General features: G+C 38.8%; 14 protein-coding genes. 11 read left to right on the forward strand and 3 right to left on the reverse strand.

Going from position 1 to position 13613, the window contains the following annotated elements; genetic code table 11:
* Positions 1–28: 28 nt before the first annotated feature.
* Both WAX86_RS06145 and WAX86_RS06150 read left to right on the forward strand, forming a co-directional pair.
* A complete protein-coding gene (locus WAX86_RS06145; protein ID WP_341489276.1) occupies positions 29–481 on the forward strand; it encodes a group II truncated hemoglobin in 453 nt (150 codons plus the stop codon).
* A gap of 167 nt (positions 482–648) precedes the next feature.
* Positions 649–1428, forward strand: coding sequence for a TSUP family transporter (locus tag WAX86_RS06150; RefSeq protein WP_044175849.1), 780 nt, complete (start codon positions 649–651; stop codon positions 1426–1428).
* Here WAX86_RS06150 and WAX86_RS06155 read toward each other — a convergent pair.
* Together WAX86_RS06155 and WAX86_RS06160 are read right to left on the reverse strand one after the other, a co-directional pair.
* The gene (locus tag WAX86_RS06155; protein ID WP_341489277.1) at positions 1358–2224 is read right to left on the reverse strand and encodes a LysR family transcriptional regulator; all 867 of its coding nucleotides are present in this window, start codon (positions 2222–2224) and stop codon (positions 1358–1360) included. The two genes, WAX86_RS06150 and WAX86_RS06155, sit on opposite strands and share 71 nt — an antisense overlap.
* A gap of 78 nt (positions 2225–2302) precedes the next feature.
* Complete coding sequence (locus WAX86_RS06160) at positions 2303–2794, reverse strand: MarR family winged helix-turn-helix transcriptional regulator (RefSeq protein WP_005299874.1); 492 nt, start codon at positions 2792–2794, stop codon at positions 2303–2305.
* 671 nt (positions 2795–3465) lie between these two features.
* On the opposite strand from WAX86_RS06160, the gene WAX86_RS06165 reads away from it, so the two are divergent.
* From WAX86_RS06165 to WAX86_RS06195, 7 genes are all read left to right on the forward strand, one after another.
* Positions 3466–5217: a L,D-transpeptidase family protein gene (locus WAX86_RS06165; RefSeq protein WP_341489278.1), complete on the forward strand. Its 1752-nt coding sequence runs from the start codon at positions 3466–3468 to the stop codon at positions 5215–5217.
* A gap of 159 nt (positions 5218–5376) precedes the next feature.
* A complete protein-coding gene (locus tag WAX86_RS06170; RefSeq protein ID WP_065172358.1) occupies positions 5377–5934 on the forward strand; it encodes a YcbK family protein in 558 nt (185 codons plus the stop codon).
* A 415-nt stretch (positions 5935–6349) separates the two neighbouring features.
* The gene (locus tag WAX86_RS06175; protein ID WP_005299864.1) at positions 6350–7003 is read left to right on the forward strand and encodes an MBL fold metallo-hydrolase; all 654 of its coding nucleotides are present in this window, start codon (positions 6350–6352) and stop codon (positions 7001–7003) included.
* 140 nt (positions 7004–7143) lie between these two features.
* On the forward strand, positions 7144–7752 hold the full coding sequence (uhpA, locus tag WAX86_RS06180; protein ID WP_065172359.1) for a transcriptional regulator UhpA: 609 nt from the start codon (positions 7144–7146) through the stop codon (positions 7750–7752).
* Positions 7752–9284, forward strand: a complete 1533-nt coding sequence (gene uhpB, locus WAX86_RS06185) for a signal transduction histidine-protein kinase/phosphatase UhpB (RefSeq protein WP_065172360.1) — start codon at positions 7752–7754, stop codon at positions 9282–9284. Before uhpA ends, uhpB begins: the two co-directional genes overlap by 1 nt.
* A 15-nt stretch (positions 9285–9299) precedes the next feature.
* Complete coding sequence (locus WAX86_RS06190) at positions 9300–10631, forward strand: MFS transporter (protein WP_065172361.1); 1332 nt, start codon at positions 9300–9302, stop codon at positions 10629–10631.
* A gap of 254 nt (positions 10632–10885) precedes the next feature.
* Positions 10886–11734: a sigma-70 family RNA polymerase sigma factor gene (locus WAX86_RS06195; protein WP_341489279.1), complete on the forward strand. Its 849-nt coding sequence runs from the start codon at positions 10886–10888 to the stop codon at positions 11732–11734.
* Here the strand turns inward: WAX86_RS06195 and WAX86_RS06200 are convergent.
* Positions 11731–12390 carry a DUF2982 domain-containing protein gene (locus WAX86_RS06200; protein WP_341489280.1) on the reverse strand — a complete coding sequence of 220 codons (660 nt, stop codon included), beginning with the start codon at positions 12388–12390 and terminating at the stop codon, positions 11731–11733. The two genes, WAX86_RS06195 and WAX86_RS06200, sit on opposite strands and share 4 nt — an antisense overlap.
* Positions 12391–12690: 300 nt before the next feature.
* Here WAX86_RS06200 and WAX86_RS06205 point away from each other — a divergent pair, with 300 nt between their 5' ends.
* Both WAX86_RS06205 and WAX86_RS06210 read left to right on the forward strand, forming a co-directional pair.
* Positions 12691–13092, forward strand: a complete 402-nt coding sequence (locus WAX86_RS06205) for a hypothetical protein (RefSeq protein ID WP_044175837.1) — start codon at positions 12691–12693, stop codon at positions 13090–13092.
* A 197-nt stretch (positions 13093–13289) separates the two neighbouring features.
* Complete coding sequence (locus WAX86_RS06210; RefSeq protein ID WP_036764044.1) at positions 13290–13595, forward strand: hypothetical protein; 306 nt, start codon at positions 13290–13292, stop codon at positions 13593–13595.
* Positions 13596–13613: the final 18 nt, after the last annotated feature.

A 13613-nucleotide genomic window follows, 5' to 3' on the forward strand; every position in this document is an offset into this window, starting at 1 on the left:
TTTTTTGATAATAGATAGGGTAATACCGATGGATCGATCTGAATATCCTGAGCAAGATGAGTTGTCTGGTGTAAAAAAAAGGGCGGTGCCGAACTACCAAGATCCTGAGGTTTGTTTTACTGCCGCAGGAAAAGAGCTGGGTATTACACAACTGGTAGCCTCTTTTTATCATTTTATTGATACTTGCCCTGAAGCAAAGAACATTAGAGCAATGCACCCAGATGATCTGACCATCACCAAAGAAAAGTTAACGACCTTTTTGATTGGTTGGCTAGGTGGGCCTCAAGAGTACATGGAAAAATACGGTTCAATGAATTTACCTGGAGCACATCGACATCTTGCTATTGGTATTGAGGAAAAACAAGCTTGGCTTAATTGTATGCAAAAAGCGTTAGATGAGCAGAACTACGATGAATTGTTTAAACGACATGTTATGGTACAGCTCTCTTTCCCCGCAGAGATGTGCCGTAATCAATCATAAATGACCTAACTTAATGGTATTTTAGAAGATGATTGTTTCCTAATGGGAATAGGTTCTCTTCGCATATTTCCTTTTGTAACTCAGACATTACTCGCTACTATGGCTGCTCTACTAAAGTGGTGGATTATCACCATCTGATGAAAGTGTAATAGATAGCGAGTGAATAAATGGATTTATCTTTAGATGTTTTGGTTTTATTGTTCTGTGTTGCAGGCTTGGCCGGATTTATTGACGCTATAGCTGGCGGTGGTGGGCTACTTACCGTTCCTGCATTACTGGCTGCTGGGGTTCCACCAACACAGGCTCTCGCGACAAATAAATTACAGAGTTCGTTCGGTAGCTTTTCGGCCTCACTTTATTTTGTTCGGCAAGGTTTAGTGAGTCTTAAAGCTATGCGCGTGGCTATCGTTTGTACTTTCACCGGCGCCGCCATTGGTGCCGAAGCTGTACAACAAATTGATGCTAGCATTCTAACCAGTTTAATTCCTATTTTACTTATTTGTATCTCGCTCTACTTTATTTTAGCGCCTCAGGCCAAATTAGAGTCTGGTGAACCGCGTATATCCGATAATCTCTTTGCGTTAACGGTTGGTTTTTCAATTGGTTTTTATGATGGATTTTTTGGTCCAGGTACAGGTTCTCTGTTTACCGTTTGTTTTGTTGCGATTGCTCGTTGCGGCTTAATTGAAGCGACGGCTAGAACCAAAGTTCTTAATTTCACCTCAAATATTGCGGCATTAACCTTTTTTATTATCGCAGGATTGCCTATTTGGGAGCTTGGTTTAGTCATGGCTGCGGGTGGTTTTCTTGGTGCTCGAATGGGAGCCAAGGTAGTTGTCACCAAGGGACAGAAATTGATCCGTCCAATGGTAGTGACTATTTCAATGTTGATGGCGTTAAAGCTACTTTGGGAACAGCATCCGCAATGGTTTCAATTAGGGTTTTAACTCTTAATGATTTAAGGCTGTTCGCACGATATAGCAAATGAATAGGTCGGGTAAGCTCATCAAGAAATGCAAAATGGTGGCAATACATTGTTGGTATATTTAATGTGCTAACGATAGATTGAGGAACAAGAGCTGGGGCAACTCCCGCTAAAGCTAATTGAGCGCTGGCAGTGTATGAATCCATCTCCATCAACGGAATAATGTTTGCCTTCTGGAGTAACCCTGCTTGATAGGCATTAGCGGGATTTTTTAGGTCATTAACAATAAGATTCAACGGTGGAGCGAGTAGTGCTTCTTTACTGACGATACTAAAGGGCTCATCGAGCAAATGAATGGTCTCTAAACCGTGATGAGGCGGTAGATGGCCAGCACAAAAACCTATGATAGCTTCACCCGACTGGATGTGTTCGACGATTACTGGTGTGTGGTGCGTTGTAATCGAGATATAAGGATCTTGCTCTATATAGGAACCAATAATGGGTGCTAAATAACCAGCAACTAAAGTTTCCGAGCAATCAAGAGAAATATAGGTTTGATCGGTTAACTCTTGCTGTTCATAAATAAGCCCTCGAATCTCATTAAAGCTTGGGCCTACGTTTGCAATCAGCAATTCGGCATCTGGGGTGAGCTTAATATGGCGACCTTTGGGCTCAATCAGTTTTTTCCCTAATTTTGCTTCCAGTTTTGCAATTCGTTTACTGACTGCCGATTGACTAATATATAAACGACTGCCAGTTCTGCTCATGGTTTTTTCCTGAGCGAGCATTAATAACGTCTCAATTCCTTCGAGTAACATCTTTTGGCCTAATACTAAAAAGCCAGCATGATGTACTGGCTTAACACGGGTACTAACGTCATAAAATATGTCGTTGGTCTATTCTTCTGAGCTATCGTGTTTGGTGATGCTACCTACTTCCAGTAGAGGTGCAACATCTAAATGTTCAGCATTCATCATAGATGAAATTCGTTGTACAGAGGAGAGAAGCAGTGACTGCTCCCAATCTTCTAACGTTTGGAATTGAGAAATAAAGCTATCTTGTAGTGGCATAGGTGCTTTTTCAAGTAATGCTTTACCTTTCTCTGTTAGGTGGGCATGCACTTTACGTTTATCCAATTGACTGCGTTGACGAACAACCAACTCTCGACTTTCTAAGCGGTCAAGAATCGTTGTTGCTGTTGCTTGGCTCATATTGGTGTTATTCGACAGCTGACGAATTGTAATTTCTGTACCGGAATCACGGATTGCGCGCATTAACACAAGTTGTGGACCCGTTAGACCTGCATTTTTATTTAGCTTACGTGAGTGTAGATCTATCGCTCGAATAATCTGTCGTAAGGCAATAAGTACTTCTTCGTGCTTTTCCATGAAACTCTCCAAAATCAACCTTGGAAAACTACCTCAAATGACAACAACTTAAAAGCCTTTTTCACGTTATAACTGTAAATTATACCCAAGTGACTTCAAGGTGCAGGATTCAGAGCGTTGTCACTGATTCAAGTTCAAGATAAACAATGCAGTGTAATAGCTCGCTATTTCCAAATTGTTTGACGATGAAATTGTGTCTGTGACACGCTCCCAAAGGGCGAGTTAATTTGCTTCACATACTGCGTTAACGATTTTTAATTTAGAGCTACTAGATCTTTAAATCGTTGTCTTGCCTGTAAACCAAATTATTCTCGCTGAACCTCGCATCTTGAAGTTACTTGGGTATATATCAAACTTGTCTCAAGATGTTTGTCCCTATGACAATGATTGGGTTAATAGGTCCAATCATGATGAAATAATTGAGTCGTTTTAGATTAATTAAGATTATGAGTCAAAGTGTAAAAAAAGTGAGACAAATAAGATAATTTCTCAATTCCAAAAGGGAAGCGATTTCAATTTGGATTATAATTAATTGTGTAAATTCAATAGATTATTGCTTTGTGATAATGAAAAGTCAGAATACTAGAACATTTATCATAAATAAATACCGTTCAAATTTTCTTAGAGCTGAAATTAATTTGCCATACTGAAATGATCAGCAATAGGAGAAAATGATGAAGACTTTCTCGACTCTATCACTGTGCATCGTTTGTACTCTTGGGTATTCATGCCAGATTCATGCCTACCATTTGGATATTGAGCCTTTTCCGTTAGAACAAAAAAATGCAATGGATAATGCAATGCATATTGAAATTGCTCAACTCTATGACCCCTCCAGTGAGGTAGGTAGCACTCAATTAGATCACTACTTTAATCCTAAATATCAAGCAGCATTAGATTGGGTTAAAGATATTCCAAGTATTCAATCAGTTATCTCATATCCAGATAAGCTGGCAGAAATCTATTACACCAATGGATATCAACCATATTGGTCTAGTAAAGAGGCCGTTGATGCATTATTAGCCAATCTGAAAGTATTTGAAATAGCTAAAATAAGTCCTGATTTAACAGAACGTTACATCAAAATAATGCAACTTAAAAATACTCAGGATTGGAAACAAATTGATCTTCTTGCAACCGATACGATGCTCGCATTATTAAGCTTTTATCAGTATTCCAAGCATGAGCAGCGAGAGTGGCTATTTGGTGGCAAAATGAGATGGCCTTTACCGTTACCAAGTCATCATAAAGTTGAGTCATTTTTAACCGCATCAGAAACAGCACAGATAGTAAAGTATATCTCTTCTCTTCAAGGTAATAACGAGCAGTACACCAGTAATATCAAAGCATTAGAGAAGCTTACTCAGCTTAGTCATAAACGTTGGCCTATCTTTCATGTTGCCAATAAGGTCTCTTTAGGTAACCCATTACCCAATGCAAAAAACTTAATTACTATTCTTGAGATGTTAGGAGATCTACCGAGTTATCAAGCCGAACAAATGCTAACAGAGAACCTGGATTATTTATCTCCAACTTTAATTGAAGCGGTGAAATCGTTTCAACAACGCCATGGTTTAAGTCCCGATGGAGTAATTGGTCCAAATACCCTGTATTGGTTGTCAAAATCGCCACAAGAGCGCTTAAGAGTCGTTGCACTAAACACTTTAAGATTATCGTTATGGCCCGATGAACAGCCTAATCAAATAGTCGTTAATATCCCCGCTTATGAACTGACAGCAAGGCTTAATAATCAATCGGTTATGACAAGCAAAGTGATTGTTGGTCGACCATCTAGAAATACCCCGATGATGGATTCCACTATAACGTCTGTGGTATTCAATCCCTATTGGAATGTGCCGACTTCAATCATGAGAAAGGACATTTTGCCAAAAGTGAAACGTAACCCAAGTTATCTGACTCGTAATCGATATGAGATTCTATCCAGTTGGTCAAATCCTGCCCGAATATCAGTTAATGCCATTAATTGGCGAGGGGTTAACCCTAAAACATTTCCTTATCGCCTGCGCCAAAAACCGGGAAATAAAAATGCATTAGGTCGTTTTAAATTTAATATCCCTAATGATTATGCCATCTATCTTCATGATACTTCTTCAAAACGTCTCTTTAATAAATCAGATCGAGCGCTCAGTTCTGGTTGTGTTCGAGTTGAATATGCAAAAGGTTTGGCACAGCTGTTGCTTGAGTATTCAGGAGTCAGTGATAAAAGGTTTATACAATATTCATCAAGGACGAGAACAAAAACAGTGGTATTGAAAAATAAGATACCCGTACATTTAATTTATCAGACTGCTTGGGCAGAGGGGAATGGTTTAATTTATTACCGAGATGATATTTATCACTATGACAAAATGGGGGGTGCATCTCAAAATGGGAAACTTTACATAACTGCTTACAATTATTAAATCTCTTTATTCTCAACAATTAGCAGTCATTTGTATATTTACACGGCGTTTTATTTGAGTTTTGGGGTTTGACGGATTATTAAGCCGTAGTTATTGTGTTTTTCATTAATGAGGTGGTTTGACCTGAAGTCTTTAATGTAATTCATTTGGTTTATTAAAATGTCAGATATTCATATTTCGCGCCGTCAGCTATTGATCGCTGGTGGACTGGCGCTAGGTGCATGTGCGTTGCCTGGGACGGCAATTGCAACACCATTCAAAGCAAAAGATCCAAGAACTATTTCATTATGTAATATTCACACAGGTGAGAATCTAGAAACGGAATATTATAATGGGCATGGTTATGTTTATAGTGAATTAAAAAGAATGAATCATTTGTGTCGTGATTTTCGTCAGAATGAAGCGACTCGAATGGATAAACGCTTATTTGATACTATCGCACATATTCAAGATGTACTAGGTCATAAAGGCCAAGCTCAAATTATTTCAGGGTATCGTTCTCCAGCAACAAATAAGATGTTAGCTCGTCGTAGTGGTGGGGTGGCAAAAAAAAGCTATCATATGACAGGGCAAGCAATTGATTTTAATTTAGAGGGTATTCCATTATCTAAAGTACGACGAGTTGCAATGGAATTAAATATTGGTGGCGTCGGTTATTATCCAAAAAGTGGGTTTGTTCATATAGATACAGGTCCTGTTCGTCAGTGGCGTGGATAATCCATTATTAATACCTATTACAATTGATGATATATAAACAAATGAATAAGTTATTTATATGACAATTAATCGATATGGATACGTTAATTTTTTATATAACTAATTAAAAGTTACTTTACGTTCAAATATTTGCCCAGGATTTCTCTGGGCTTTTTTTTATGCCTAATTTTAGATAATAAATATAATACAAATATAAGGGAACTTTATATAAGTGACTTAGCCGTATTTAAATTAAGAGTGTTGTTATTAATGTAATGATAAGAAAAATAGCATATACCCAAGTAGCTATAAGGTGCGAGGTTCAGCAAGAATAATTTGGTATAAGGTGTTTGTTCGCTTTTCACAAGAGAAGCATTTTCTTTTTTATGGAACCATGGCATGCTTTTACAGAGTTAAATCTAGGAAACATGACGCTATGAGTCTTCAATATCGAATCGTACCCGTAACACCTTTTCAACAAAACTGCTCGATTGTTTGGTGTGATAAGACAAATCAAGCCGCTATTATCGATCCAGGCGGTGATATCAATGTCATCAAACAGCACGTTCAAGAGTTGGGTCTAACTGTCACTAAACTCCTACTTACCCATGGTCATTTGGATCATGTTGGTGGCACAGAACCTTTAGCACAAGAGTTGAACGTTCCTGTTATTGGCCCTCAAAAAGAAGATATTTTCTGGTTACAAGGGTTACCCCGTCAAAGCGAAATGTTTGGTTTCCCAATGACTGAATCGTTCGATCCTACTCAATGGCTAGAAGATGGCGATACAGTAACCGTTGGTGAGGAAGTCCTCTCTGTTCTACATACACCAGGACACACGCCAGGCCATGTTGTTTTCTTTAGTGATTCTGCGAAAGTGGCTTTTGTTGGCGATGTATTGTTTAATGGTGGCATTGGCAGAACCGATTTCCCTCGTGGTGACTATCAAACTTTGATCAATTCAATCAAAGGAAAGCTCTGGCCGTTAGGAAATGATGTGACATTTATTCCAGGCCATGGACCGTCTTCAACGTTTGGACGAGAAAGAGCAAGTAACCCATTTGTTGCCGACGAAATGCCTTTGTACTGATCAATAAGGCATAAATAGATATCGGTACTCAAAACCACTTTGTTATTTTAAGTAATAAAGTGGTTTTTTCGTTTTAACTTCTAAGAGTAAGAACCAAGTTATAGACTTTATCTTATTCTCTGACATTTTGAGAGGCCGTTATGATCAAGGTTGTACTTATTGATGATCATATGATTGTTCGTTCTGGGTTTTCACAATTGCTATCTTTAGAAGATGATATTGAAGTTGTTGGTGAATTTGGATCCGCTGCAGAAGCTAGAGTTGGCCTCCCAGGAACAGAGGCAAATGTGTGTATTTTAGATATTTCTATGCCTGATGAGAGTGGTTTATCTCTGCTTAAAGATATTCCTTCTGGCATCGCTTGTATTATGTTGAGTGTTCATGACTCTGTTGCAGTGATAGAGCAGGCATTATCTTGTGGCGCTGTTGGTTATTTAAGTAAACGTTGTAGTCCGGATGAATTAATTGATGCAGTTCGTTCGGTTGCTACAGGAAAACAATATTTTTCACCTGATATTGAAATCAATTTGGTGCAACAAGAAGATAACGAACAAGCTTCTGTCCATTTAACTAAACGTGAGCGAGAAATTGGATTGCTTTTAGCTAAAGGGTTAGACGTTAAAACCGTTGCGGCTGAATTAGGGCTCAGTCATAAAACAGTTCATGTCCATCGTGCTAATGCTATGGAAAAACTCGGAGTAAAAAATAATGTTGAGCTGTCCCAGTATTTCCATGGTGATCTGGTGTAATGCGCAACTACATTGTGACATCCATTTGTAGCTTTTTTCTGGTGTTATGCACTTGGTTCTGTTTGTGGATCATTTCATCTTACTTCATCATGGAGGCGGAGTTAGCCATTCTCTTTTTCCCCTTTGCTTTTCGTTTGGGGATGGTGCTGCATACACCCAAAAAATATTGGTTTGTACTCTATGGCGCTGAGTGGTTTTTAACCATATCGTTGGCTATTTTGTTAGCTCAGCCTCAATGGATATCTGTTCTTATCAGCAGTATCGCATCGCTACCTATTGTTTGGTATGCCGATAAATTTTATTTAAGTAAAGAGGCGCCATCAGCAACTCAGTGGTATCAATTAAGTATCCTCGGGGCAGTTATCGGCATAACGTCATTATTGAATATGCTGATTGTCAGCCATCAAGGGGTATCAAGTGGTCTGGTGTTCTTAGTTTCAATCACTGGCGGCTTAATGATTGTGCCAAGCTGTTATTTGATTTGGAACTATCTGTTTAAACAATCATGGTCTCCATTAACGGCGAATGTCGTCGCTTATCCTGTTGCCCTTCGTGCAAGACATGTCATTGTCTATGCGGTCGTGTTTTTGCTGAGTATTTTGGCTCAGTTGCTTTTACCTGAAGAACTAAAGCGCTTTGCACCATTTTGTTTAGCTATTCCTATTATTCTGCTGGCGTTTCGTTATGGTTGGCAAGGTGCTCTACTTGGTACCTTACTCAATAGTATTGCGTTAATTGCCGTGAGAAGTGGCGTCACCAATATTGAAATCACCGACCTGATGTTATCTCTTTCAGCTCAAACCTTGACGGGGATTTTGCTGGGTATTGGTGTTCAACGACAACGTGAACTGAATTTGTATTTACGCCATGAGTTAGAGCGAAATCAGAGTTTGTCTCGTCAATTAGTTAAGGCCGAAGAGTCAGTTCGTAAAAATATCGCTCGTGAGTTGCACGATGAGATTGGACAAAATATCACGGCCATTAGAATGCAAGCGGGTATTTTGAAGCGAGTTGAAACATCGCCAATGGGTGAAAAATGTGCCTCTATGATTGAAGGCTTGTCTTTAAATGTGTATGACACAACAAAAGGCCTACTCACACAATTGCGGCCAAAGACCTTAGACGATCTTGGCTTGAAGGCTGCGATTGAACAACTCATTTTTGAACTGCGTAGCCACCAGATGAGTGTGGAGTTGAATTGGTTTCCAGAACAATCTGAAACTATCACATTTAATGATGAAACCAATGTTACTTTGTATCGAATATGCCAAGAAGCATTAAACAATATCGCTAAATACGCCCAAGCGACCAAGGTTGTATTAAATTTCCATTTTGATGAGCAAATTGAGTTATCTATTTCGGACAATGGTATTGGCTTTAAACAAGAAGACACGCTAAAAGGTTTTGGTCTTCGCGGTATGCGAGAGCGAGTCCAAGCTTTAGGAGGGGAGTTTTCCATTACGTCTACCCCTAAATATTCTGAGCAAATTAAAAGTGGAACCCAACTGCATGTCCGTTTGCCACAAATCTAATTCTTGAGAAGCGCTATGTTTGGATTTTTACGATCTCATTACCCATCAACCATGATAGAAGACAAAACAGAAATTGATCAGAAGTATCATTATTGGCGCTTCCACATCATGGTCTCTATGTATATCGGTTATGCTGGATTTTATTTTTCGCGCAAAACATTTAATTACGCGATGCCAGCGATGATGGCTGACCTTGGGCTCGATAAAGCTGATATTGGCCTTATAGGAACACTCTTTTATATTACCTACGGATGCTCAAAGTTTTTCTCTGGCATTATCTCAGACCGATCGAATCCTCGTTATTTTATGGGGCTTGGACTGATCGCAACAGGCATTATTAATATCGTTTTTGGCCTTTCGAGCTCGTTGTATATGCTAGCCATATTGTGGGTGCTTAATGCGTGGTTCCAAGGGTGGGGGTGGCCATCGTGTTCAAAATTATTGACGACTTGGTACTCTCGTTCTGAGCGCGGATTTTGGTGGGCTCTGTGGAATACCGCTCATAACGTTGGTGGTGCGTTAATCCCTTTAGTTGTTGGTTATTTAACTCTGCATTTTGGTTGGCGGTACGGCTTTATGCTGCCGGGTATTATTGCGGTAGTGATTGGCCTTTTCATCTGCTGGCGATTACGTGATAAGCCTGTAACCTTAGGTCTTCCTTCCGTTGGCCGATGGCGAAAAGATCACTTAGAAATTGCTCAGGAGAATGAAGGTTTAGGCTTGAGCAGTCGCGATATATTGCATAAATATGTGATTAAAAATAAATATATCTGGTTGTTGGCATTCAGTTATGTCTTAGTTTATATCGTTCGAACGGGTATTAATGACTGGGGTAATCTCTATTTAACAGAGCAGTTTCACTACAGTTTGATTTCAGCTAATGGCGCGATCTCTCTGTTTGAAATTGGGGGATTTGTGGGTTCTTTAGTCGCAGGGTGGGGATCGGATAAACTATTTGGCGGAAACCGCGGCCCGATGAATCTGATTTTTGCCATCGGAATTTTTCTTTCTGTAGCCGCTCTTTGGTTGATGCCGTTTAAAAGTTATGTTCTGCAATCGGCATGTTTTTTTGCTATCGGTTTCTTTATTTTTGGTCCTCAGATGCTTATAGGAATGGCTGCTGCCGAGTGTTCGCACAAAAATTCTGCAGGTGCAGCCACAGGTTTTGTTGGCTTATTTGCTTATATGGGAGCTGCGCTATCTGGTTATCCATTGGCTATAGTCGTTGAACATTATCATTGGACAGGATTCTTTACTGTACTTGCAGCAGTGTCTGCTGTTATAGGTTTGTTGCTATTACCATTTTTAAAAGCACAATCTGTAGCGATTACTCAAAAGATAATTTGACAAAAATGTTAAATTTAACGTTTTTGACGTGATCTCTTCTTTATATGCTAAGAATCACATTTTTTTGACGCTTTTGGGTCGTTTTTTACTGATTTATCAAGTTTTAACTATAATTTATTTTATTCAGAAGGTTTTTATTCAGTGAAAAATGAAATATTTGGTGAATAAGTGATAAATGGTTGTTATCTGTTTATTTTCTTCTATGGATACGATACAAAATAGTAACAATATGGATGTTATGGTTTTGTAGAAAAATGGATATTCAATCAGTAACGGGTATTTACCTAAAACAATTACGATCGCGAGCTTTACTTACTAAAGAAGAAGAAATTGAATTAAGTATTAAAGTTCAGGTAGGCGATCAAAAAGCACGTGCAAAGCTTATTGAAAGCAATTTACGTTTAGTCGTCAGCATTGCTAAAAAGATGCAGCATCGAGGTTTAGATCTTGATGATTTAATCAATGAAGGAAATATTGGTTTGATCACCGCTGTCGAAAAATTTAATCCGGACTACGGTTATCGCTTTTCTACTTATGCAACGTGGTGGATTAAGCAGGCAATGGATCGTGCTATTCATAATCACTCTCGTGAAGTACGCTTACCTGTTCATATCTCAAAAGAACTATGCACTATTTATTCAACATTTAAAGAAATGTCGACCAAATCAGAGCAAGTTACGATTGATCAAGTTTCAGCTTTAACAGGCAGTCCCAAAGAAGAAATTGAAAAAATATTGAAGTATGAACGACGTTATTCTTCACTAGATGACCAGTTTGAGGAAGGTGCCAAATTTTCTGAGATTATTCCTGATAATAGTAAATTAGATCACACAGAACTGTTAAATGAAGAAGATCAAGCAGAAGTATTGGCGATATTATTATCTGAGTTAAAACCGCGCGATCGTGAAATTATCGCTCGTCGATTTGGCTTATTTGGTTATGAACCGCATACTCTTCAAGAAGTGGCTACTGCTGTAAACTTAACGCGTGAGCGTGTTCGTCAGTTACAGATTATAGCTCAGCAGCGACTGGCAACAAAAATGAGAGACCGAAATATTACGCTAGAGAGTATGTTGGTAGAGGAAGCGATAGCTTTTGCTTAAGCTGCGGCCATATAACGTCTTATTAAGCCAATAAATTCATCGATAGGGCGATCGACCAGATCGTCAGAAATGAAAAAGTCATACCCTAAATACTCGCGATTGTAACGCATTCTATTGGCAAGCGTCGCGAGTAATCCTGTTAATTCTTTACCATCCTCCATGATGTACACACTATCATCAAATAAGATATCTTCCAGTTCGTGTTGCGGAGATTGAATTTGTTTATAGGCAATAAGCAGAAGATCCCGTTGTTCTGTCATAATTTTACTCGCAGTTCTTAAACAAATACTGTTAAGAAATTGGTCGTAATTTTTCAATCTAATTCCTATCCAAGGGATCTTATGATGCCACCCTTGAGTTTCGATTGTGGCGATACCTACAGCCTGCACATTGTTCCATTGAATCAACCAACCTCCTGTATGGCTATGAAATTGCATATGCATAAAGGTTAATGAAAAAATAACAGAGGGAGAGCGTGTGAGGCTATAGAGTGCAATGAGAGTAAAAATAGCTAAAAAGATCAGAGCAATAAGGCTGATGTTTATTCCTGGAACAAAGTATATCAAGGCACTAAATGCAATAATTAATGCAACCGCAATGATCGTCATGTGTGAATATGAAGAAAGCTTCGGTGAACAGATATAAGTTGTTCTCATCTATATGCCTCTTTTCATTGTCTTACGTATATTAATAATTTTGGAAGAACAATAGACGTTTGGCAAAGAGTTGCTTCAATTTGTAATGGTTAATATTTGCTCAGTATTGTGCCTTGGTATGTATATCAACAAAGTAAAAATCTGAGAAATATGCATCAATATTTAAGATAAGTTGCCTTTTTTTGCTCTATATTTGAGCAGTTACTAGCATTCCCCTGACATACTTGATATAAAACGCGCCTTGATTTTACCCGCTGGTTCAGTGGTGACTGAAAGTAGTGCAACGGAGTAGGAAATTTAATGAGAATCTCTCACAAACGTAAAGTTCAGCTTAAACTGCAAAAACGCATCCAAGCAACGGTAGTAGCAGATACAGTATCTGTAAAAGAAGCGCCAAAAGCCGATGTGAAAAAAGCAGCGCCAGCGGCAAAAACTGTAGAGAAAAAAGATTCTGCGAAAGTTGAAGTAGCAAAGTCTGAAGTCGTAACATCAGTAAACTTAACGCCAAAGCAGCAACAAGTTTTGGATATTGTGAAAGCAAATACTGATGGTATCAACCCTAAAGGTATTGGTCTTGAAGCTGGTCAAGAGGACAGTAAAGCCGCATCTTGGGCAACTGGCGCACTAAAGAAGCTAGTTGAAGAAAACCTTGTTGAGCGCATCCAGCTGTCAGGAAATAAAGTGCTATACAAAGCCGCTTAATTTTCTGTTCACCCGCTTCCATATCTAGGGGCGGGTATCTCTCTTATCTTTTTCTTCGCTTATCTCTAAGCAATTCAATTCATATCACTTTGATTCTTTCGACTATTATCTTATTTTGTTTAGGAAAATCTCTCTGTTTTCGACTATAAATTATAGATAGTTAACAAAAAGATGAGCTCATTTATGGGGGCTACCGAATGACAATGGTAAGTGCAAGAGAGTTTGCTGATTGGTTAAGGCATCGATTTTCCGAAGAAGAGGTCGGGGTCAGCTTAACGCGTGAAGACATTAATATGTTAACGGGTAGGCAAAATTTCACACTAGGTTTTATTAACGATATCCACTACGAATTAATGCGTCATGGCATGGCCTTTGTGACGGATACTCATCGAGAAAAATTCTATTTAGTGCCAATATCAGATAGGCCATGGAAAGAGCATTTAGAGCGACAGTTTGAAAGAGAGTTGTTTTGTAATGTGTTGCCGTTAGATAAATCAGGATAGACGCTACTTAAAAGTAAA

The sequence above is a fragment of the Photobacterium damselae subsp. damselae genome (assembly GCF_038086725.1).
Classification (GTDB): Bacteria; Pseudomonadota; Gammaproteobacteria; order Enterobacterales; family Vibrionaceae; genus Photobacterium; species Photobacterium damselae.

What these genes read in the sequence shown, in the direction of transcription:
- WAX86_RS06145 (WP_341489276.1), top strand. Translation starts at nt 29, where the DNA reads ATGGATCGATCTGAATATCCTGAGCAAGATGAGTTGTCTGGTGTAAAA.
- WAX86_RS06150 (WP_044175849.1), top strand. Translation starts at nt 649, where the DNA reads ATGGATTTATCTTTAGATGTTTTGGTTTTATTGTTCTGTGTTGCAGGC.
- WAX86_RS06155 (WP_341489277.1), bottom strand. Translation starts at nt 2,224, where the DNA reads ATGTTACTCGAAGGAATTGAGACGTTATTAATGCTCGCTCAGGAAAAA.
- WAX86_RS06160 (WP_005299874.1), bottom strand. Translation starts at nt 2,794, where the DNA reads ATGGAAAAGCACGAAGAAGTACTTATTGCCTTACGACAGATTATTCGA.
- WAX86_RS06165 (WP_341489278.1), top strand. Translation starts at nt 3,466, where the DNA reads ATGATGAAGACTTTCTCGACTCTATCACTGTGCATCGTTTGTACTCTT.
- WAX86_RS06170 (WP_065172358.1), top strand. Translation starts at nt 5,377, where the DNA reads ATGTCAGATATTCATATTTCGCGCCGTCAGCTATTGATCGCTGGTGGA.
- WAX86_RS06175 (WP_005299864.1), top strand. Translation starts at nt 6,350, where the DNA reads ATGAGTCTTCAATATCGAATCGTACCCGTAACACCTTTTCAACAAAAC.
- uhpA (WP_065172359.1), top strand. Translation starts at nt 7,144, where the DNA reads ATGATCAAGGTTGTACTTATTGATGATCATATGATTGTTCGTTCTGGG.
- uhpB (WP_065172360.1), top strand. Translation starts at nt 7,752, where the DNA reads ATGCGCAACTACATTGTGACATCCATTTGTAGCTTTTTTCTGGTGTTA.
- WAX86_RS06190 (WP_065172361.1), top strand. Translation starts at nt 9,300, where the DNA reads ATGTTTGGATTTTTACGATCTCATTACCCATCAACCATGATAGAAGAC.
- WAX86_RS06195 (WP_341489279.1), top strand. Translation starts at nt 10,886, where the DNA reads ATGGATATTCAATCAGTAACGGGTATTTACCTAAAACAATTACGATCG.
- WAX86_RS06200 (WP_341489280.1), bottom strand. Translation starts at nt 12,390, where the DNA reads ATGAGAACAACTTATATCTGTTCACCGAAGCTTTCTTCATATTCACAC.
- WAX86_RS06205 (WP_044175837.1), top strand. Translation starts at nt 12,691, where the DNA reads ATGAGAATCTCTCACAAACGTAAAGTTCAGCTTAAACTGCAAAAACGC.
- WAX86_RS06210 (WP_036764044.1), top strand. Translation starts at nt 13,290, where the DNA reads ATGACAATGGTAAGTGCAAGAGAGTTTGCTGATTGGTTAAGGCATCGA.